This is a genomic window from Pseudomonas botevensis (genome assembly GCF_019145475.1).
GTDB classification, from domain to species: Bacteria; Pseudomonadota; Gammaproteobacteria; order Pseudomonadales; family Pseudomonadaceae; genus Aquipseudomonas; species Aquipseudomonas botevensis.
The window spans coordinates 87,579-106,453 of record NZ_JAHTKI010000023.1; the positions used below are offsets into that span (position 1 = coordinate 87,579).

At 60.0% G+C, this 18,875-nt stretch carries 21 protein-coding genes; 14 read left to right on the forward strand and 7 right to left on the reverse strand.

Annotated features, from left to right (window positions below; translation table 11 throughout):
- Nucleotides 1-155 precede the first annotated feature (155 nt).
- Nucleotides 156-800, forward strand: a complete 645-nt coding sequence (locus KVQ74_RS24090) for an MBL fold metallo-hydrolase (protein ID WP_217833874.1) — start codon at nt 156-158, stop codon at nt 798-800.
- 114 nt (nt 801-914) lie between these two features.
- A complete protein-coding gene (locus KVQ74_RS24095) occupies nt 915-1,649 on the forward strand; it encodes an OmpA family protein (protein WP_217833875.1) in 735 nt (244 codons plus the stop codon).
- Between the two features lie 200 nt (nt 1,650-1,849).
- On the opposite strand, the gene KVQ74_RS24100 is transcribed toward KVQ74_RS24095, so the two are convergent.
- Complete coding sequence (locus KVQ74_RS24100; RefSeq protein ID WP_217833876.1) at nt 1,850-2,284, reverse strand: YhcB family protein; 435 nt, start codon at nt 2,282-2,284, stop codon at nt 1,850-1,852.
- Nucleotides 2,285-2,428: 144 nt separating this feature from the next.
- Here KVQ74_RS24100 and KVQ74_RS24105 point away from each other — a divergent pair, with 144 nt between their 5' ends.
- The 3 genes from KVQ74_RS24105 (at nt 2,429) to zapE (ending at nt 5,623) form a co-directional block, all read left to right on the forward strand.
- Nucleotides 2,429-3,058: an alpha/beta hydrolase gene (locus tag KVQ74_RS24105; protein ID WP_217833909.1), complete on the forward strand. Its 630-nt coding sequence runs from the start codon at nt 2,429-2,431 to the stop codon at nt 3,056-3,058.
- A 24-nt stretch (nt 3,059-3,082) separates the two neighbouring features.
- Nucleotides 3,083-4,438, forward strand: coding sequence for a tryptophan--tRNA ligase (locus KVQ74_RS24110; protein WP_217833877.1), 1,356 nt, complete (start codon nt 3,083-3,085; stop codon nt 4,436-4,438).
- 90 nt (nt 4,439-4,528) lie between these two features.
- On the forward strand, nt 4,529-5,623 hold the full coding sequence (zapE, locus tag KVQ74_RS24115) for a cell division protein ZapE (RefSeq protein WP_217833878.1): 1,095 nt from the start codon (nt 4,529-4,531) through the stop codon (nt 5,621-5,623).
- Between the two features lie 59 nt (nt 5,624-5,682).
- Here zapE and KVQ74_RS24120 read toward each other — a convergent pair whose 3' ends face one another.
- Complete coding sequence (locus KVQ74_RS24120) at nt 5,683-6,579, reverse strand: GlxA family transcriptional regulator (protein WP_217833910.1); 897 nt, start codon at nt 6,577-6,579, stop codon at nt 5,683-5,685.
- A gap of 246 nt (nt 6,580-6,825) precedes the next feature.
- On the opposite strand from KVQ74_RS24120, the gene KVQ74_RS24125 reads away from it, so the two are divergent.
- The gene (locus KVQ74_RS24125; protein ID WP_217833879.1) at nt 6,826-7,962 is read left to right on the forward strand and encodes an acyl-CoA dehydrogenase family protein; all 1,137 of its coding nucleotides are present in this window, start codon (nt 6,826-6,828) and stop codon (nt 7,960-7,962) included.
- A gap of 93 nt (nt 7,963-8,055) precedes the next feature.
- Here KVQ74_RS24125 and KVQ74_RS24130 read toward each other — a convergent pair whose 3' ends face one another.
- Nucleotides 8,056-9,096 carry an NADP(H)-dependent aldo-keto reductase gene (locus KVQ74_RS24130; RefSeq protein WP_217833880.1) on the reverse strand — a complete coding sequence of 347 codons (1,041 nt, stop codon included), beginning with the start codon at nt 9,094-9,096 and terminating at the stop codon, nt 8,056-8,058.
- A 244-nt stretch (nt 9,097-9,340) separates the two neighbouring features.
- On the opposite strand from KVQ74_RS24130, the gene rplM reads away from it, so the two are divergent.
- The 7 genes from rplM (at nt 9,341) to KVQ74_RS24165 (ending at nt 14,227) form a co-directional block, all read left to right on the forward strand.
- Nucleotides 9,341-9,769, forward strand: a complete 429-nt coding sequence (gene rplM, locus KVQ74_RS24135) for a 50S ribosomal protein L13 (protein ID WP_110964818.1) — start codon at nt 9,341-9,343, stop codon at nt 9,767-9,769.
- 14 nt (nt 9,770-9,783) lie between these two features.
- The gene (gene rpsI / locus KVQ74_RS24140) at nt 9,784-10,176 is read left to right on the forward strand and encodes a 30S ribosomal protein S9 (protein WP_217833881.1); all 393 of its coding nucleotides are present in this window, start codon (nt 9,784-9,786) and stop codon (nt 10,174-10,176) included.
- A gap of 267 nt (nt 10,177-10,443) precedes the next feature.
- Nucleotides 10,444-11,037, forward strand: coding sequence for a ubiquinol-cytochrome c reductase iron-sulfur subunit (gene petA / locus KVQ74_RS24145; RefSeq protein ID WP_217833882.1), 594 nt, complete (start codon nt 10,444-10,446; stop codon nt 11,035-11,037).
- Nucleotides 11,037-12,248 (forward strand): cytochrome b, encoded by a 1,212-nt coding sequence (locus tag KVQ74_RS24150; protein ID WP_065261493.1) that lies wholly within the window; start codon nt 11,037-11,039, stop codon nt 12,246-12,248. The genes petA and KVQ74_RS24150 overlap by 1 nt, the downstream gene beginning before the upstream one ends.
- Entirely contained in the window at nt 12,248-13,030 is a 783-nt protein-coding gene (locus KVQ74_RS24155; RefSeq protein ID WP_217833883.1) for a cytochrome c1, read from the forward strand. Before KVQ74_RS24150 ends, KVQ74_RS24155 begins: the two co-directional genes overlap by 1 nt.
- Nucleotides 13,031-13,179: 149 nt before the next feature.
- The gene (locus KVQ74_RS24160) at nt 13,180-13,797 is read left to right on the forward strand and encodes a glutathione S-transferase N-terminal domain-containing protein (protein WP_217833884.1); all 618 of its coding nucleotides are present in this window, start codon (nt 13,180-13,182) and stop codon (nt 13,795-13,797) included.
- 16 nt (nt 13,798-13,813) lie between these two features.
- Entirely contained in the window at nt 13,814-14,227 is a 414-nt protein-coding gene (locus tag KVQ74_RS24165; protein ID WP_217833885.1) for a ClpXP protease specificity-enhancing factor, read from the forward strand.
- Between the two features lie 49 nt (nt 14,228-14,276).
- Here KVQ74_RS24165 and KVQ74_RS24170 read toward each other — a convergent pair whose 3' ends face one another.
- The 4 genes from KVQ74_RS24170 to KVQ74_RS24185 form a co-directional block, all read right to left on the reverse strand.
- Nucleotides 14,277-14,855: a BON domain-containing protein gene (locus KVQ74_RS24170; RefSeq protein ID WP_217833886.1), complete on the reverse strand. Its 579-nt coding sequence runs from the start codon at nt 14,853-14,855 to the stop codon at nt 14,277-14,279.
- Nucleotides 14,852-15,445: a phosphoheptose isomerase gene (locus KVQ74_RS24175; protein ID WP_007928463.1), complete on the reverse strand. Its 594-nt coding sequence runs from the start codon at nt 15,443-15,445 to the stop codon at nt 14,852-14,854. The genes KVQ74_RS24170 and KVQ74_RS24175 overlap by 4 nt, the downstream gene beginning before the upstream one ends.
- 102 nt (nt 15,446-15,547) lie before the next feature.
- Nucleotides 15,548-15,910, reverse strand: coding sequence for a YraN family protein (locus tag KVQ74_RS24180; protein WP_217833887.1), 363 nt, complete (start codon nt 15,908-15,910; stop codon nt 15,548-15,550).
- The gene (locus KVQ74_RS24185) at nt 15,910-17,721 is read right to left on the reverse strand and encodes a penicillin-binding protein activator (RefSeq protein ID WP_217833888.1); all 1,812 of its coding nucleotides are present in this window, start codon (nt 17,719-17,721) and stop codon (nt 15,910-15,912) included. Before KVQ74_RS24185 ends, KVQ74_RS24180 begins: the two co-directional genes overlap by 1 nt.
- 177 nt (nt 17,722-17,898) lie before the next feature.
- On the opposite strand from KVQ74_RS24185, the gene rsmI reads away from it, so the two are divergent.
- A complete protein-coding gene (gene rsmI / locus KVQ74_RS24190; RefSeq protein WP_217833889.1) occupies nt 17,899-18,804 on the forward strand; it encodes a 16S rRNA (cytidine(1402)-2'-O)-methyltransferase in 906 nt (301 codons plus the stop codon).
- Nucleotides 18,805-18,875 lie beyond the last annotated feature (71 nt).

Consider the following 18,875-nt stretch of genomic DNA (forward strand, 5'->3'; position numbering starts at 1 on the left):
AAAAAGCGCGATTTTGCATCAGAAGCGTTACGAATGACATCACTTGGCCATTACTTTCCGATTAATGACGCCAAATAAATGTCCCGGCCCCTGTGTCGGCGCTTGGCGTAGAATCCTGAGGCGAAAGTCAACGCCGTCTGTCCAGGATCTCTCCCATGTCTGCCCCAAGCCCTGCGCTTATCCGTGAAACCTTCCCTGTCGGCCCGTTGCAGTGCAACTGCACGATCATTGGCGACCCGATCACCAAAAAGGCCATCGTCGTCGATCCGGGCGGCAACCCGGATCTGATCATGGCGCGCCTCGATGCACTGGGCCTGAAGGTGGTCAGCATCATTCACACCCACGCTCACCTCGATCACTTCCTGGCGTCGGGGCAGATGAAAGAGAAAACCGGTGCGACCCTGCACCTGCATAAGGAAGATCAGTTCCTCTGGGACAATCTCGAGATGCAGTGCCAGATGTTCGGAGTGCCTTACACCCCCGTGCCTTCACCGGATCGCTGGTTGAGCGACGATGAAGAACTGGCCTGCGGCTGCGGCGTTGCGCTGCACACGCCAGGACACACCCCAGGTTCCATGAGCTTTTGGTTTTCCGAGGCTAAGCTGTTGATTGCCGGCGACACGCTGTTCCGGCGCGGAGTAGGGCGCACGGATTTGTGGGGCGGTGATCAGGCCACCATCGTGCGTTCGATCAAGCAGCGGCTGTACACCCTGGACGAAGACGCGACAGTCATCGCCGGGCATGGTCCGGATACGCGTCTGGGCGACGAGATGCGCGAAAACCCGTTTGTGCGCGCCTAAACATTTTGTCACGGGTGCCCAGCGGAATTTTTGTGCATTGTCATGATCCAACGCCCGCACGGGCCAATTGCCAATGGCCGCTGCACCACAGAATGCAAAATGTAGGAGCACTCCATGTTCACCACGCGTCGTTTGATTATTGTCGCTACTGCCGTGGCCGTATTGTCCGGCTGCGCCTCGCCCAACCCGTATGACAATCAGGGCCAGGCCGACGGTGGCTCCCAGGGCATGAGCAAAACCGCCAAGTACGGCGGCCTCGGCGCGCTGGCCGGCGCATTGGCCGGTGCTGCCATCGATCACAATAACCGTGGCAAGGGCGCCTTGATCGGCGCGGCGGTGGTCGGTGCTTCGGCGGCCGGTTACGGCTACTACGCCGACCAGCAGGAAAAGAAACTGCGCGCCAGCATGGCCAACACCGGGGTTGAAGTGCAGCGTCAGGGCGACCAGATCAAGCTGATCATGCCGGGCAACATCACCTTTGCTACCGATTCGGCGAACATCGCTTCGAGCTTCTATCAGCCGCTGAACAACCTGGCCAACTCGCTGAAAGAGTTCAACCAGAACCAGATCGAGATCGTCGGTTACACCGACAGCACCGGCGCCCGCCAGCACAACATGGACCTGTCCCAGCGTCGTGCGCAGAGCGTGGCGACCTACCTGACCTCGCAAGGTGTCAGCGGTGCCAACCTGTCGGCCCGTGGCGCCGGCCCGGATAATCCGATTGCCAGCAACGCCGACGTCAATGGCCGGGCACAGAACCGCCGGGTCGAGGTCAACCTGAAGGCGATTCCGGGCCAGCAGTATGGTGGTCAGCAACAGCAGCCAGGTACGGTTCAGCAGTATCCGTAACCGCCAGCCTGAATGAGAAATGCCCGATCCCTGGTGGTCGGGCATTTTTTTGTGGCGCCGGTTCTGGCGCTTTCGCGAGCAAACCTGCTCCCACATGGGCAGAGCATTCCGATGCGTGGTGTGCCCGAGAAAATCAGCAGATACAAAAAAGCCCCCGGACAAGTGCTTGTCCGGGGGCTTTTTGTTGGCGCGAAGGCTGATTACTTCTTCAGGCCGTAATGCTCGTCGAGCATGCCCGGGGAATTCGGGGCTTTCGGCGCGTAGTCGCGCGGCGGTTCCTGGTCGCGCGGTGGCGTCAGGCGCTCGCGTGGCGCTTGTGCCGCTTCGGAGTGCAGAGACGCCAGCAGGCGTTGACGGGTCTGCTCGTCCAGGGCCAGACGGTTGGCGCCCTCGGCGAGATGATCCTGCACTTCCTGATAGCTCTGGGTCAGTTTCTTGACCAGATTGGCGGTGCTGTTGAAGTGGGTGACCACTTCGTTCTGATAACTGTCGAAACGTTCCTGAATATCGTCCAGTTGACGCTGCGTGCGGCTCGGCGCGGCGTTCGGCGCAACGCGTGCGATCAGGAATCCAATGGCGACACCCACAACCAGGGCAAGAGTCGGTAACAACCAAACTAAGAGCGAGTGTTCCACGAGTCCTTCCTCTATAAACGGCTTTGCTTTACGTTAACGGCTCGAACCTGCGCTGTATACCGCGATTCACTCGCAATAGATTGGCACAGACAATTTGCTAGACGAGTCGACCCGATTCGAGGTCACGGAGTTCCTTCCTTGCTGATGCGTGAAACCCCTGTAGTGATTGCCGGCCCTGTCGGTCAACTTGAAGCGCTGTACCTTGATAGCGAGCAGCCGCGCGGCATCGCGCTGATCTGCCACCCGAACCCGGTGCAGGGCGGCACCATGCTCAACAAGGTCGTTTCGACCCTGCAACGCACCGCGCGCGACGCCGGCCTGATTACCCTGCGCTTCAACTATCGCGGGGTCGGCGCCAGCGAAGGTTCCCACGACATGGGCAGCGGTGAAGTCGACGATGCCCAGGCTGCCGCCGCATGGCTGCTGGAGAAACACCCGGATCTGCCGCTGACCCTGTTCGGTTTTTCCTTCGGCGGATTTGTTGCCGCAAGTCTCGGCGGCCGTCTCGAAGCGCAAGGCGTGCAGCTCAAGCACCTGTTCATGGTCGCGCCGGCGGTGATGCGTCTGGGCGATCAGGATCAACTGCCGCAACGGGGCGACTTGACCGTGATCCAGCCGGAAACCGACGAAGTTATCGATCCACAGCTGGTTTACCAATGGTCCGAACAACTCCAGCGCCCCCATGAGCTGCTGAAAGTGGCAGAATGCGGACACTTTTTTCATGGCAAGCTGACCGATCTCAAGGATCTGATCCTGCCGCGTCTCTCGAATTGATTGCAGTCTGACAAGCGATTACCCATGACGAACCGTACCCGCATCCTCACCGGCATCACCACCACCGGCACGCCGCACCTGGGCAACTACGCCGGCGCCATCCGCCCGGCGATCGTCGCCAGCCGTGACAGCAATGCCGATTCGTTCTACTTCCTGGCCGACTACCACGCCCTGATCAAGTGCGATGACCCGCTGCGCATCCAGCGCTCGCGTCTGGAAATCGCCGCGACCTGGCTGGCCGGTGGCCTGGATGTCGACCGCGTGACGTTCTACCGTCAGTCCGATATCCCGGAAATTCCCGAGCTGACCTGGCTGTTGACCTGCGTGGCCGCCAAGGGCCTGCTCAACCGCGCCCACGCCTACAAGGCTTCGGTGGACAAGAACGTCGAAACCGGTGAAGACCCGGACGCCGGCATCACCATGGGCCTCTACAGCTACCCGGTGCTGATGGCGGCGGACATCCTGATGTTCAACGCGCACAAGGTGCCGGTCGGTCGTGACCAGATCCAGCACGTGGAAATGGCCCGCGACATCGGCCAGCGCTTCAACCACCTGTTTGGCCAGGGCAAGGAGTTCTTCACCATGCCCGAGGCGTTGATCGAGGAAAGCGTTGCCACGCTGCCAGGCCTCGACGGTCGCAAGATGTCCAAGAGCTACGACAACACCATCCCGCTGTTCTCCAGTGCCAAGGACATGAAGGACGCGATCTCGCGGATCGTCACCGACTCCCGCGCACCGGGCGAAGCCAAGGATCCGGACAACTCGCACCTGTTCACGCTGTTCCAGGCGTTCGCCACTGCGGCGCAGGCCGACGAATTCCGCAGCGAACTGTTGCAGGGTCTGGGCTGGGGTGAGGCGAAGAATCGTCTGTTCCAGTTGCTTGACAACGAACTGGGCGAGTCCCGCGAGCGTTATCACCAGTTGATCGAGCGTCCGGCGGATCTGGAAGACATCCTGCAACACGGTGCCAAGAAGGCCCGTGCGGTGGCGACGCCGTTCCTCAACGAGCTGCGTGAAGCGGTCGGCCTGCGTTCTTTCGTCAATCAGGTGCAGGTCGCCGCGACCACCAAGAAGAAAGCCGCGAAAGCCGCGCGTTTCGTCAGCTTCCGCGAAGACGACGGCAGTTTCCGTTTCCGCCTGCTGGCTGCCGATGGCGAGCAACTGCTGCTGTCGCGCAACTTCGCTGACGGCAAGGCTGCCGGCCAGGTGACCAAGCAACTGCAGTCCGGCCAGCCACTGGATGTACGCAGCGAAGACCTGAGCTTCGGCATCTGGCTGGAAGGCGAATGCGTCGGCGACAGCCCGGCGTTCGCTGACAGCGCGGCGCGCGATGCGGCGATCGAGGCTTTGCGGATCGCTCTGACACCGGTTCAGGAATAATCAACGGTTCGGCCCGACCAAGGGCCGATTGCCATTCCCACGGGCCATCGCTACAGTGACGGCCCGTTTTTGTTGCCTTGCTAACGAATTATGACGCCCCTAGAACGATATCAAGCTGATCTGAAACGCCCGGACTTCTTCCATGACGCCGCGCAGGAAACTGCTGTGCGTCATTTGCAGCGGCTGTACGACGATCTGATCGCGGCCGAGCAGAACAAGCCGGGTTTGCTGGGCAAGCTGTTTGGCAAAAAGGATCAGACGCCGGTCAAGGGGCTGTACTTCTGGGGCGGCGTCGGTCGCGGCAAGACTTACCTGGTGGACACGTTCTTCGAAGCGTTGCCGTTCAAGGAAAAGACGCGCACGCACTTCCACCGCTTCATGAAGCGCGTACACGAAGAAATGAAAACCCTGGGTGGCGAGAAAAACCCGCTGACCATCATCGCCAAGCGCTTTGCGACCGAGTCGCGAGTCATCTGCTTCGATGAATTCTTCGTATCCGACATCACCGACGCCATGATCCTCGGCACGCTGATGGAAGAACTGTTCAAGAACGGCGTGACCCTGGTCGCGACTTCGAACATCGTGCCGGACGGCTTGTACAAGGACGGCCTGCAACGCGCGCGCTTCCTGCCGGCCATCGCGCTGATCAAGCAGAACACCGAGATCGTCAACGTCGACAGCGGCGTCGACTATCGCCTGCGTCACCTCGAACAAGCAGAGCTGTTCCACTATCCACTCGACGAAGCGGCCCACGAAAGCCTGCGCAAGAGCTTCCGCGCGCTGACGCCTGAATGCACCGCCGCCGTCGAAAATGACGTGCTGATCGTCGAAAACCGCGAAATCCGCGCCTTGCGCACTTGCGACGACGTGGCCTGGTTCGACTTCCGCGAACTGTGCGACGGCCCGCGCAGCCAGAACGACTACATCGAACTGGGCAAGATCTTTCACGCCGTGCTGCTCAGCGGCGTCGAGCAGATGAGCGTCGCCACCGACGACATCGCCCGGCGCTTCATCAACATGGTCGACGAGTTCTACGACCGCAACGTCAAACTGATCATTTCTGCCGAAGTCGAGTTGAAAGACTTGTACACCGGCGGACGCCTGACGTTCGAGTTTCAGCGCACGCTGAGCCGCCTGCTGGAAATGCAATCCCATGAATTCCTGTCTCGGGCGCACAAGCCTTGAGACGATTCGTGAAATGAAAAAAGGGCCTGCACATGCAGGCCCTTTTTTATGGGCGGGGGTCAGGCAGCCTGCTGAAACTGCTGCCGATACTGGTTCGGCGACAGTTCGGTGTGTTGGCGGAACAATCGCGCGAAGAAGCTGGCGTCGTCGTAACCGACTTCATAGCTGATGGTCTTGATGCTCTTGCGGCTGCCAGACAGCAGGCCCTTCGCGGTTTCGATGCGCAGCCGCTGCAGGTAGTGCAGCGGCTTGTCGCCGGTGGCGGTCTGGAAGCGGCGCATGAAGTTGCGGATGCTCATTCCATGCTCGCGCGCCACGTCTTCGAAGCGGAACTTGTCGGCGAAGTGCTCTTCGAGCCAATGCTGGATCTGCAGAATGATCACGTCCTGGTGCAGCTTCTGCCCGCCAAAACCGATGCGTCCCGGCGAGTAGCTGCGCTGCACTTCATAGAGAATGTCGCGGGCCACGGCTTGCGCCACGTTGGCGCCGCAGAAGCGTTCGATCAGGTAGATGTACAGGTCGCAGGCCGAGGTGGTGCCGCCAGCGCAATACAGGTTGTCGGCATCGGTCAGATGCTTGTCCTGATTGAGTTGTACCCGTGGGAAACGCTCGGCGAATGCATTGAAGAAACGCCAGTAGGTGGTCGCTTCCTTGCCATTGAGCAGGCCGGCCTCGGCCAGCCAGAACACGCCGGTGGCTTCGCCGCACAGCACGGCGCCACGGGCATGTTGCTCGCGCAGCCAGGGCAGGATCTGTGGATAACGTTTGCACAGCGTATCGAAGTCATCCCAGAAGGCCGGGAGGATGATCACGTCGGCGTTTTCCAGGCCGCCGTCCACCGGCATGACCACGTCACTGAAGCTGTTCACCGGTTTGCCGTCGGGGCTGACCAGGCGTGTTTCGAACGCCGGAGTCAGGCCGTGGCCCAGTTGTTTGCCGTAACGCAGGCTGGCCAGATGGAAGAAATCCTTGGCTTGCATGAGGGTGGATGCGAAAACCCGGTCGATTGCCAGGATGCTGACGCGCCGCAAGGGCGTGGAGACTTGCTTGGACATAATTCAACTTTTGTTTTTATAAGGGAAAGTGGTCACCAGACGGCTGGATCGTCTTATTTTTTGTCGGGTGTGTCCAGTGTCCTGTATCGGAAGCAAGGCATAGTCTCTGAAGGTCTGATCCGTCCAACAATAAAGAAAAGGTGCCGCATGATTCCCAGAACCTTGTTCAGCCCTGAGCACGAATTGTTCCGCGACAGCGTCCGAACATTCCTCGAAAAGGAGGCGGTGCCGTTCCATGGGCAATGGGAAAAACAGGGCTACATCGACCGCAAACTGTGGAACAAGGCGGGGGAGGCGGGGATGCTCTGCTCGCACCTGCCAGAGGAGTACGGCGGTCTGGGGGCGGATTTTCTCTACAGTGCGGTGGTGATCGAGGAGGTCGGTCGTCTCGGTCTGACCGGTATCGGTTTCTCCCTGCATTCGGACATCGTCGCGCCGTACATCCTGCATTACGGCAGCGAGACGCTGAAACACAAATACTTGCCGAAACTGGTCAGTGGCGAGATGGTCACGGCCATCGCGATGACCGAGCCGGGTGCCGGTTCCGACCTGCAAGGGGTCAAGACCACGGCGGTGCTGGACGGCGACGAATACGTGATCAATGGCTCGAAGACCTTCATCACCAACGGCTACCTGGCCGACCTGGTGATCGTTGTCGCCAAGACTGATCCGAAGGCCGGGGCGAAAGGCACCAGCCTGTTTCTGGTGGAGGCGAATACGCCGGGCTTCGACAAGGGCAAGCGCCTGGAGAAGGTCGGAATGAAGGCCCAGGACACGTCGGAATTGTTCTTCCAGGATGTGCGCGTGCCAAAGGAAAACCTGCTGGGGCAGGCTGGAATGGGCTTTGCGTACTTGATGCAGGAGCTGCCGCAGGAGCGCCTGACCGTAGCGATTGGCGGTCTGGCTTCGGCCGAGGCGGCGCTGCAATGGACGCTGGATTACACCCGTGACCGCAAGGCGTTCGGCAAGGCAATCGCCGACTTCCAGAACACCCGTTTCAAACTGGCGGAGATGGCGACCGAGATTCAGATCGGCCGGGTCTTCGTCGATCGCTGCCTGGAGCTGCACCTGCAAGGCAAGCTCGACGTGCCGACGGCGGCAATGGCCAAATACTGGGGCACCGATCTGCAATGCAAGGTGCTCGACGAATGCGTGCAACTGCACGGCGGCTACGGGTTCATGTGGGAGTACCCGGTGGCCCGGGCGTGGGCGGATGCGCGGGTGCAGCGGATCTATGCCGGCACCAATGAAATCATGAAGGAGATCATTGCGCGCTCGCTTTGAGTTTTGCAGTGGCTTTGGCGCAAACCCGCTGCCACGGAGTCCAGAGTGACCCCATGGCAGCGGGCTCGCTTGCGAAGGTGGTTTACCGGCCGATCAAGGCGCCGGGTTCGGGTGATCCTTGTGAATCGCCTCGATCCCCGCCAGCACCTCATCCGACAGCTTCAGGTCGAAACTGGCGATGTTGCTGTCCAGTTGCTCCAGGGTGGTTGCGCCAATGATGTTGCTGGTGACGAACGGTTGCTGGGTGACGAAGGCCAGGGCCATTTGCGCCGGGTCCAGACCGTGTTCCCGGGCCAGTGCCACGTAACGGCTGCACGCCGCTTCCGATTGCGGGTTGAAGTAGCGACTGAAGCGGCTGTAGAGGCTCAGGCGCCCTTTCGGCGGGCGGGCGCCACCTTCGTACTTGCCCGAGAGGAAGCCGAACGCCAGGGGCGAATAGGCGAGCAGGCCGCACTGTTCGCGGATGGCGATTTCCGCCAGGCCCACCTCGAAGCTGCGGTTGAGCAGGCTGTACGGGTTCTGGATCGACACCGCGCGCGGCCAGCCACGGGCTTCGGCCAGGGCCAGGAAGCGCATGGTGCCCCACGGGGTTTCGTTGGACAGGCCGATGTGACGGATCTTGCCGGCGCGCACCTGTTCATCCAGCGCTTGGAGGGTGTCTTCGAGCGGGGTGAGGTTGGCCTCGATCCTGTGCTTGTAGCCGAGCTGGCCGAAGAAGTTGGTGCTGCGCTCCGGCCAGTGCAACTGGTAGAGGTCGATGTAGTCGGTCTGCAGGCGCTTGAGGCTGGCGTCCACCGCCTCGGTGATGTGCTGGCGGTTGTGGCGCAGGTTTTTGTCGCGGATGTAGTCGATGGTGTTGCCGGGGCCGGCGATCTTGCTCGCCAGGATCCAGTCGGCACGATCGCCGCGACTCTTGAAGTAGTTGCCGATGTAGCGCTCGGTAGTGGCGTAGGTGTCGGCCTTTGGCGGCACCGGGTACATCTCGGCGGTGTCGATGAAATTGATCCCGGCTTCTTTGGCCCGCTCGATCTGGGCGAAGGCTTCAGCTTCGGTGTTTTGCTCGCCCCAGGTCATGGTGCCGAGGCAGATTGCACTCACGTTCAGGTCGGTACGGCCTAGCTGGCGATAGTCCATCGGGTGCTCCTTGGGCAAAACAATCATAAAAGCAGGTTGAAAATTTTTTCGCAATCTGCATAATTGCCGACCTCTTTCTGCAGTGGAAGTGATGCGCCGCCGCCGAAGAATCTTGCCGTTGAACGGACGCGCCGACCCGAGCCCCCGAAAGCGTCTGTATCCGGCTGCCTTTGACTTGTCAAAGTACGCACTATTCAGTAAGATCCGCCGTCTTATTTACAGGCGGCCCCTGAGGCTATAAAGAATGAAAACTTTTACTGCTAAACCGGAAACAGTAAAGCGCGACTGGTTTGTCGTCGACGCTGCTGGTCAGACCCTGGGTCGTCTGGCCACCGAAATCGCGAGCCGCCTGCGTGGCAAGCACAAGCCTGAGTACACTCCTCACGTTGACACCGGCGACTACATCGTCGTAATCAACGCCGAGCAAATCCGTGTAACCGGCGCTAAAACCAGCGACAAAATGTACTACTCCCACTCCGGTTTCCCGGGCGGCATCAAGTCGATCAACTTCGAAAAGCTGATCGCCAAAGCCCCTGAGCGCGTGATCGAGACCGCGGTTAAAGGCATGCTGCCTAAGAACCCGCTGGGTCGCGACATGTACCGTAAGCTGAAAGTCTATGCGGGCGCTGCTCACCCTCATACTGCTCAGCAGCCCCAAGAACTGAAGATTTAACGGAATAGTTCATTATGTCGGCGACTCAAAATTACGGCACTGGCCGTCGCAAGACCGCAACCGCACGCGTTTTCCTGCGTCCAGGTACCGGTAAAATCTCCATCAACAACCGCACTCTGGACACGTTCTTCGGTCGCGAAACTGCCCGCATGGTAGTTCGTCAGCCGCTGGAACTGACCCAGACCGTCGAGAAATTCGACATCTACGTTACCGTTATCGGCGGTGGTGTGAGCGGTCAGGCTGGCGCAATCCGTCACGGCATCACTCGTGCCCTGATGGACTACGACGAAACCCTGCGTAGCGCTCTGCGCAAAGCTGGCTTCGTTACTCGCGACGCCCGTGAAGTTGAACGTAAGAAAGTTGGTCTGCGTAAAGCGCGTAAGCGTCCGCAGTACTCGAAGCGTTAATTCCGCTTCCACGTTCAAAAAGAACGCCCGATTCCTCACGGAATCGGGCGTTTTTTTATGCGTGCGATTTATCAAAGAATTGCGCTGTGACAACTTGCCACATTCGTAGACCCCCTATACTACAAGGCTTGGGGGCCTGGGCTTCCGGTAATTCCCTTGTCAGAATTGGGGGTTTTCATTACCATTCGGCAAAATTTTTATAAGTACATAGTTTTATTTAGTAGATGCCTGATTTAACAGGCCACAAAGCTGATGGGAGAGGACTGAATGAGCAATGACGGCGTGAATGCAGGCCGGCGTCGCTTCTTGGTAGCAGCCACATCCGTGGTGGGTGCTGCTGGAGCGGTGGGGGCTGCGATACCGTTCGTGGGGTCATGGGTTCCAAGTGCCAAGGCGAAAGCCGCCGGTGCGCCGGTGAAGGTGAATGTCAGCAAAATCGAGCCGGGACAGCAGATGATTGCTGAGTGGCGCGGCCAGCCGGTGTTCATTGTCCGCCGTACTCCGGAAATCCTGGGGAATCTCAAGAAGATCGAGGGCCAGCTCTCCGATCCAACCTCCAAAAACTCCACGCAACCCACCTATGTCGACCCTGAAGTGCGTTCGATCAAGCCGGAAATCCTGCTGCTGATCGGGATCTGCACACACTTGGGTTGCTCTCCGACCTTCCGTCCCGAAGTGGCACCCGCGGATCTGGGCAAAGACTGGGTAGGCGGCTATTTCTGCCCTTGCCACGGTTCCCACTACGATCTGGCTGGCCGCGTCTACAAGTCGCAACCTGCGCCTTTGAACCTGCCAGTACCCCCGCATTCCTATGAGACCGATGAGCTGATTGTCATTGGCGTCGATACGGAGAAAGCGTGATGAGCAAGTTCATGGATTGGGTTGATGCACGCTTCCCCGCCACCAAAATGTGGGAAGACCATCTCAGCAAGTATTACGCGCCAAAAAACTTCAACTTCTTCTACTTCTTCGGTTCCCTGGCGCTGCTCGTTCTGGTCAACCAGATCGTCACCGGTGTCTGGCTGACCATGAGCTACACCCCGTCGGCAGAAGAGGCGTTCGCTTCCGTCGAATACATCATGCGCGACGTCGAGTACGGCTCGATCCTGCGTCTTTTGCACTCCACTGGCGCCTCGGCGTTCTTCATCGTGGTCTATCTGCACATGTTCCGTGGCCTGCTCTACGGTTCGTACCAGAAGCCCCGCGAGCTGGTGTGGGTGTTCGGCATGCTGATCTACCTGGCGCTGATGGCCGAAGCCTTCATGGGTTATCTGCTGCCATGGGGCCAGATGTCCTACTGGGGTGCCCAGGTCATCATCTCGCTGTTCGGCGCCATTCCGGTGATCGGCAACGACCTGACCCAGTGGATCCGTGGTGACTATCTGATTTCCGGGATCACCCTGAACCGCTTCTTCGCCTTGCACGTGGTTGCCCTGCCGATCGTCATTCTCGGTCTGGTGGTGCTGCACATCCTGGCGCTGCACGAAGTCGGTTCGAACAACCCGGACGGCGTGGACATCAAGAAACACAAAGACGAAAACGGCGTACCGCTGGACGGCATTGCCTTCCACCCGTACTACACCGTGAAAGACATCGTCGGCGTGGTGGTGTTCTTGTTCATCTTCTGTTTCATCGTGTTCTTCTTCCCGGAAATGGGCGGTTATTTCCTCGAAAAACCGAACTTCGAACAGGCCAACCCGTTCAAGACGCCTGAGCACATTGCTCCGGTCTGGTACTTCACGCCGTTCTACGCGATCTTGCGTGCGGTTCCGGACAAACTCATGGGCGTCATCGCCATGGGCGCGGCGATTGCGGTGCTGTTCGTCCTGCCATGGCTGGATCGCAGCCCGGTCAAGTCGATGCGCTACAAGGGCTGGATGAGCAAGATCTGGCTGGTGGTGTTCTGCATTTCCTTCGTGATCCTCGGCATCCTGGGCGTTCTGGCGCCGACGCCGGAGCGTACGCTGGTATCGCAGATTTGCACCTTCCTGTATTTCGCCTACTTCATTCTGATGCCTTTCTACACCAGGCTTGAGAAGACCAAACCGGTTCCGGAAAGGGTGACTGGCTGATGAAAAAGTTATTTTTTGCACTGATTTTTGCTGCGTTGCCTGTCCTGTCCTTTGCGGCTGAACACGGTGGTCCGGAACTGGAAAAAGTCGATATCGATGTTTCCGACAAAGCTGCCCTTCAGGATGGCGCACGCACGTTCGCCAACTACTGCATGGGCTGCCACAGCGCCAAGTTCCAGCGTTACGAGCGGGTCGCCGATGATCTGGGCGTTCCTCATGAAATGATGCTGGAAAAACTGGTCTTCACCGGTGCCAAGATTGGCGACCACATGAATATCGGCATGCAACCGGCCGATGCCAAGACCTGGTTCGGCGCCGCGCCACCGGACCTGACCCTGGTGGCTCGCGTGCGTGGCACTGACTGGCTTTACGGTTACCTGCGTTCGTTCTATGAAGATCCTGCGCGTCCATGGGGCGTGAACAACAAGGTCTTTCCGAACGTCGGCATGCCTAACGTGCTGGTCGGCCTGCAAGGTCGTCAGGTCGTGGGTTGCAAACAGGTGCAGATCGTCGAAGACGGCAAGAAGCAATATGATCCGCTGACCGGTACGCCTCTGACTCATGAAGCGTGCGATCAACTGACCATCGTGCCGAAATCCGGGACGCTCAACGAAGAGCAGTTCGATGAGAAGGTCAAGAATCTGGTAACCTTCCTGGCTTACTCGGCTAACCCGGTTAAGCTGCAACATCAGCGCATCGGTACTTACGTCTTGCTGTACCTGGCGTTCTTCTTTGTGTTCGCCTACCTGCTCAAGCGTGAATACTGGAAAGACGTGCACTGATACGCTTCAAGCAATTGCTGTTTTAATCGCGCGCGCCCAAGGGCGTCTCCGTAAACGCAGGACCTGGTCAGTCGGGTCCTGCAGGAGACGCCCTCTGGGCGCGCGCGTTTTTCCGGCTCCGACAATTTCAACAAGCGAGGAGGATCGCCATGGGCGTGACCAATCGGTTGGCCTGTTACTCCGACCCCGCCGACCACTATTCCCACCGAGTACGCATCGTGCTTGCAGAGAAGGGTGTCAGCGCCGAGATCATTTTTGTGGAGGCTGGTCGTCAGCCGCCTAAACTGATTGAGGTGAACCCTTACGGAAGTCTGCCCACCCTGGTCGATCGCGACCTGGCGCTGTGGGAGTCGACCGTGGTGATGGAGTATCTGGATGAGCGTTACCCGCATCCGCCGTTGATGCCGGTCTATCCGGTGGCGCGTGCCAACAGCCGTCTGCTGATACACCGTATCCAGCGCGACTGGTGTGGTCTGGTGGACTTGATTCTGGATCCCAAGACCAAGGACGCGGCCCGTGCCGTGGCGCGCAAGGAATTGCGCGAAAGCCTGACAGGCGTGTCGCCGCTGTTTGCCGACAAGCCGTTTTTCCTCAGTGAGGAACAAAGCCTGGTGGATTGCTGCCTATTGCCAATACTCTGGCGTTTGCCGATTCTGGGTATAGAACTGCCGCGGCCCGCCAAGCCGCTGCTTGATTACATGGAGCGTCAGTTTGCGCGTGAGGCTTTCCAGGCGAGTCTGTCTGGTGTCGAACGCGACATGCGCTAAGGCTTAAGGAGCCGCTATGAACTCCAGTCGACCTTATCTGGTCCGCGCGCTCTACGAGTGGATTGTGGATAACGATTGCACCCCGCACATGCTGGTCAATTCCGAATACCCGGCGGTACAGGTGCCGCAGGGTTTCGCCAGTGACGGACAGATTGTCCTGAACATTTCGCCCAGTGCCGTGCGCCATTTGCACATGGACAACGACGTCGTGACTTTCGAAGGTCGCTTCGGTGGTGTCCCGCACAGCCTGTACGTGCCGATTGCCGCGATTCTGGGTATCTACGCCCGGGAAAACGGTCAGGGCATGGTCTTCGATCTCGAGTCGCCGATGGATGACGAAGACGACATCGAGTCCGATGATGACCTGCCACCACCGGACAGTGAGCCGCCGCGCCCAAGCGGCCGGCCAAGCCTGAAAGTGGTGAAGTAACAAAAAAGGCGATCCTTGCGGATCGCCTTTTTTATTGGGCGGGCAGTGCTCAGTCGATGTACTCGAACAGCTTCACAATCTTCTGCACGCCGGAAACGCCCTGCACCAGATTGGTCGCCTGTTGGGCTTCCTGCTTGGTCAGCAGACCGAGCAGATAGACGATGCCGTTCTCGGTCACGACCTTGATGCGTGAGCCTGGAATGCTGGCGTCAGTCAGCATCTGGGTTTTGATCTTGGTCGTCAGCCACGAGTCGTTCTGGCGGGCGAGGAAGCTCGAAGGTGCGATCACTTGCAGTTCGTTATGCACCTTCTTCACGCGTTGCACGTTGGCGGCAGCCTGTTCGGCCTTTTCCTTGAGGTCTGCACGCGGGGTCTGACCGGCCAGCAGCACCACGCCGTTGAAGCTGGTGACGACGATGTGCGAGTCGTTGTCCAGGCCTGGGTCGGCTTTGGCCACGTTGACACCGACTTTGGTTTCGATCAGTGAGTCATCGATCTTGCTGCCGAAGGTGCGGGTGCCACGGTCGTCTTCGATCGGCGCTTCGCGGCTGGCATTCACCACCGACGTGCAGCCGCTGATGCCGAGGCAAAGGGTCAAGGCCAGAAGACCAAGGCGATTAGGGGTCATTCTTCACTCCCGAACAGTTGGCTGTCGATCAGATCGCAAAGGCAATGGATCGCCAGCAAGTGGACTTCCTGAATACGTGCGGTGACGTTGGCCGGAACGCGAATCTCGACGTCTTCGGGCAGCAGCAGCGAGGCCATGCCGCCGCCGTCGCGTCCGGTCAATGCTACGACAATCATTTCGCGATCATGTGCGGCCTGGATCGCCTGAATAATGTTCGCCGAGTTACCGCTGGTCGAAATGGCCAGCAAAACGTCGCCCGGCTGGCCGAGGGCGCGGATCTGCTTGGAGAACACTTCGTTGTAGCTGTAGTCGTTGGCGATCGAGGTGATCGTCGAACTGTCGGTGGTCAGGGCGATGGCCGGCAGGCTCGGACGCTCGCGTTCGAAGCGGTTGAGCAGTTCGGAGGAGAAATGCTGGGCGTCGCCGGCAGAGCCACCGTTGCCGCACGAAAGCATTTTCCCTTCGTTCAGCAGGGCGTTGACCATCACTTGGCTGGCTTGCTCGATGTGCGGTGCAAGTACGTCCATCGCCTGTTGCTTGGTGTCGATGCTGGCCTGGAAGAGCTGGCGAATTCGGGATTGCATGTCCATCTGTGTGACCTTAATTAGCGCGGCTGTCCGGCACATGAATGTGCAGCCCGCAACGCAAAGAGCAAAAGTGTTGGGTGAATATGTCCGGGTCGGTGCAGGCGATCAACTGTCGAAAGCATTCTGCAACCAGTTCAACTGATCCTGGTGACTGTCGATAGCCACCACGTCGAAGCGGCAGGGGGAATTGGCCCAACGCGATTCGCGCTGAAGAAAATACTGTGCGGCGAAAATCAGTTTCTGCCGTTTGCGCCCATCGATGCTATCGAGCGCGCCACCCCATTGAGTGTTCTTGCGGTAACGAACTTCGACGAATACTACTGTATCGCCATCAAGCATGACCAGATCCAGCTCACCGCGTCTGCAGGTCCAGTTCTGCGCCAGCAGGCGCAGACCCTGGTGTTGCAGATGCTCGAGCGCCTGGCGCTCGGCATCCTTGCCGCTTTGCAGGTGCGAGCTGTCGGGCATCAGCGCGGGGTATCCGGCAGGCGCTGAACCTGACCGTTGACGAACTGTGCCCACGGCAGCTGACGTACGACGCGCTGGGTCTGCGTCATGCCGAGGCTGCCCGACTGGCCTTCGACGCGGCTGTCCGGCAACGCCTTGAGTTGAGACAGGCGTGGTGCCAGGCGATAGGCGTCCACACCCATCGCGTACAGGCGGCCAAGGCTGCCGGCGGCTTGCGGCCATTGCGCGGTGACTTGCTGGCGCAGTGGGTCGCTGGTTTCCAGCAGCCACGGGGTTTCGCAGAAGCGCACGCCGTTCATGTCGTTGTACTGGTTGACGTCGCCGCTGGCACTGAACACATGGGACGTCGCGTAAACCGGAACGTCGCCCGCGTACTGGAAGTTCAGGGTCGGCTTGATCTGCTGGGCCTGTTGCGGCGTCGCGGCGAGGAAGATGAATTCGATGTCCTGGCGGCGCGAAGGCTGCGCGGCGACGTTGGTGCCGGCGGCATTCTGCAGGCTCTTGGCGCGGGCTTCGCTCTGGCGCAGCTGGAACATGTCGGCGATCTGCTGGGCCAGTTGCACCGGCTGATCGACCCGTTCGGTGGCAACGATGCTGCCGCCGTTGGCTTGCCAGTCCTGGCTGAACGCCCGCAGGACACGATCGCCCCATTCGCCTTTCGGCACCATGATCGCGGCGCGGTGCAGGCCATCGGCGCGGGCGCGACGGGACACTTCACGGGCTTCGTCTTCCGCCGCCAGACCGAACTGGAACAGCTGCGCCGGGCCTTGCTCGCCTTCGCTGTAGTTCAGCGCCAGGGTGGTGATCGGCAGTTGCGGGCGAGTGCTCAGTTGCTTGACCAGCGGTTTTTCCAGCGGGCCAACGACCAGTTGCACGCCATCGGCCTGCGCCTTGCGGTAGAACTCGTCGAGGTTGCTCAGTTTCGAGCTGTCATAGAACACAATGGCTGGCGGCTTCTGGCCGGCCTGTTGTGCCTGGTAGTGGGCGGCCATGAAGCCTTCGCGCAGTGCTTTGCCGACCGAGGCCAGTTGGCCGTCCTGTGGCAGCAGCAGGGCGATCTTGCTCAGGGGTTGGCTCGCCAGTTCCTTGAGTTTGGTCAGTGGCAGCGGCAGGTTGATCGCGGCCGGGTGTTTAGGGTGCTGCGAGCGCCAGGTGTCGATGGCGGCTTGCTGCTGCTCCAGGGTGCCGGCGGTTTTTACCGCCAGGGCGAGGCTCATCCAGCCACCCAGATCGTCGGTGTTGTTCGGTTGCAGTTGGTCGGTCGGCAGCGAGGCGATCAGGGTCCAGATCGCTTCGTGGTTCTTGCTTGCGGCTTCGCCTTCCAGCATCGGCGCGATGAAGACACGCTCGCGGGCGGCGGCCAGGGTCTGGCCGTCGGCTTCGAGGGCGCGGGCGCGCACCAGGCCAGTACGCACTTGCAGCCCGCCAGACATTTCACTGAGGTTTTGCAGGCTTGGGTGATTCAGCGCGGCCAGGGCGGCTTTCGGCTGATTGCGGGTCATGGCCAGCTCGGCGGAGAGGGTGCTGGCGAAGGCCTGCTGACCCGGCTTGAGCTGATCCATCGGCACTTGTTGCAGGATCTGCGCGGACTGCCCGGCATTGCCCTGACGGTAAGCCAGATCCGCCGCGCTCAGGCGTAACAGAGCGGCCTTGTCCGGGGTCTTGCTCTGGGCGGCCTGTTCGAGCAGTTGCTCGATGCTGGCATCCGGAGTCCGTGGAAGTTCGCCAAGGCTGGAGGAAGGAGAGCTGGCGCAGGCCGCCAACAGGGCAGCGAGGCAGAGGGCAGTGAACAGCCGCAAGCAAGCGATCATGTAAGTGTTCCTGATACTCGATCAAATTAGCGTCGAATTGTACCCAAGCGCTGGCCGGGGTGCGATGTTACTGGCGTGAATCCGTCAATTTAGCTGAAGCAAATGTTGCGGCGCCGCACAACCCTGCGCAAAACCGCGACGGCCTCCGACACGTCGCAAGGCTTGTGACGCGCTACAATGGCGGCTTTTACCGACCATGAGGTGTGCGCTTTGACTGCTCCAGGTGCTTTGAATTCCGCTGCTGGCTCGCTTTATGTGGTGGCGACGCCCATCGGCAACCTGGACGACATCAGCGCCCGGGCGTTGAAAATCCTGCGTGAAGTGTCGCTGATCGCCGCCGAGGACACCCGCCACTCCCAGCGCCTTATGCAACACTTCGGCATCGCCACGCCGCTGGCGGCCTGTCATGAGCACAACGAGCGCGATGAGGGCAGTCGCTTCATTACTCGCCTGCTGGCGGGGGACGATGTGGCGCTGATTTCCGATGCCGGCACGCCGCTGATTTCCGATCCGGGTTATCACCTGGTGCGTCAGGCACGCGCGGCGGGGATCAATGTCGTGCCGGTGCCGGGTGCGTGTGCGTTGATCGCGGCGCTGTCGGCGGCGGGCCTTCCATCCGATCGGTTCATCTTCGAAGGCTTCCTGCCGGCCAAGGCTGTGGGGCGCAAGGCGCGGCTGGAGGCGATCAAGGAAGAGCCGCGTACGTTGATTTTCTACGAAGCGCCACACCGCATCCTCGAGTGCCTGCAGGATATGGAAGAAGTGTTTGGCGCTGATCGTCCGGCGCTGCTCGCCCGTGAGCTGACCAAGACCTTCGAAACCCTCAAGGGCTTGCCGCTGGCCGAGTTGCGCGGGTTTGTCGAAGCTGACAGCAATCAGCAGCGTGGCGAATGTGTGGTGCTGGTCGCTGGCTGGACGGCGCCTGCGTCGGAGGATGCGGTCAGCAGCGAGGCGATGCGCATTCTCGACCTGCTGCTCGAAGAGATGCCGCTCAAGCGTGCCGCCGCGCTGGCGGCGCAAATCACCGGTGAGCGCAAAAACGTGCTTTATCAGGTCGCGCTGGATAAACAGAAGGGTGCGTAACCCGTCGCGCAGACCGGTCTTGCGGCTATTAGCGCTTGTTCTTCGGCCGCTCTGCCGTTAACCTGCGCGGC

Coding starts and splice junctions, on each gene's coding strand:
- petA (WP_217833882.1), top strand. CDS start 10,444: ATGAGCAATGACGGCGTGAATGCAGGCCGGCGTCGCTTCTTGGTAGCA.
- KVQ74_RS24130 (WP_217833880.1), bottom strand. CDS start 9,096: ATGGACTATCGCCAGCTAGGCCGTACCGACCTGAACGTGAGTGCAATC.
- KVQ74_RS24105 (WP_217833909.1), top strand. CDS start 2,429: ATGCGTGAAACCCCTGTAGTGATTGCCGGCCCTGTCGGTCAACTTGAA.
- KVQ74_RS24170 (WP_217833886.1), bottom strand. CDS start 14,855: ATGACCCCTAATCGCCTTGGTCTTCTGGCCTTGACCCTTTGCCTCGGC.
- zapE (WP_217833878.1), top strand. CDS start 4,529: ATGACGCCCCTAGAACGATATCAAGCTGATCTGAAACGCCCGGACTTC.
- rplM (WP_110964818.1), top strand. CDS start 9,341: ATGAAAACTTTTACTGCTAAACCGGAAACAGTAAAGCGCGACTGGTTT.
- KVQ74_RS24125 (WP_217833879.1), top strand. CDS start 6,826: ATGATTCCCAGAACCTTGTTCAGCCCTGAGCACGAATTGTTCCGCGAC.
- KVQ74_RS24090 (WP_217833874.1), top strand. CDS start 156: ATGTCTGCCCCAAGCCCTGCGCTTATCCGTGAAACCTTCCCTGTCGGC.
- KVQ74_RS24165 (WP_217833885.1), top strand. CDS start 13,814: ATGAACTCCAGTCGACCTTATCTGGTCCGCGCGCTCTACGAGTGGATT.
- KVQ74_RS24160 (WP_217833884.1), top strand. CDS start 13,180: ATGGGCGTGACCAATCGGTTGGCCTGTTACTCCGACCCCGCCGACCAC.
- KVQ74_RS24150 (WP_065261493.1), top strand. CDS start 11,037: ATGAGCAAGTTCATGGATTGGGTTGATGCACGCTTCCCCGCCACCAAA.
- rsmI (WP_217833889.1), top strand. CDS start 17,899: ATGGCGGCTTTTACCGACCATGAGGTGTGCGCTTTGACTGCTCCAGGT.
- KVQ74_RS24095 (WP_217833875.1), top strand. CDS start 915: ATGTTCACCACGCGTCGTTTGATTATTGTCGCTACTGCCGTGGCCGTA.
- KVQ74_RS24110 (WP_217833877.1), top strand. CDS start 3,083: ATGACGAACCGTACCCGCATCCTCACCGGCATCACCACCACCGGCACG.
- KVQ74_RS24155 (WP_217833883.1), top strand. CDS start 12,248: ATGAAAAAGTTATTTTTTGCACTGATTTTTGCTGCGTTGCCTGTCCTG.
- rpsI (WP_217833881.1), top strand. CDS start 9,784: ATGTCGGCGACTCAAAATTACGGCACTGGCCGTCGCAAGACCGCAACC.
- KVQ74_RS24180 (WP_217833887.1), bottom strand. CDS start 15,910: ATGCCCGACAGCTCGCACCTGCAAAGCGGCAAGGATGCCGAGCGCCAG.
- KVQ74_RS24185 (WP_217833888.1), bottom strand. CDS start 17,721: ATGATCGCTTGCTTGCGGCTGTTCACTGCCCTCTGCCTCGCTGCCCTG.
- KVQ74_RS24175 (WP_007928463.1), bottom strand. CDS start 15,445: ATGGACATGCAATCCCGAATTCGCCAGCTCTTCCAGGCCAGCATCGAC.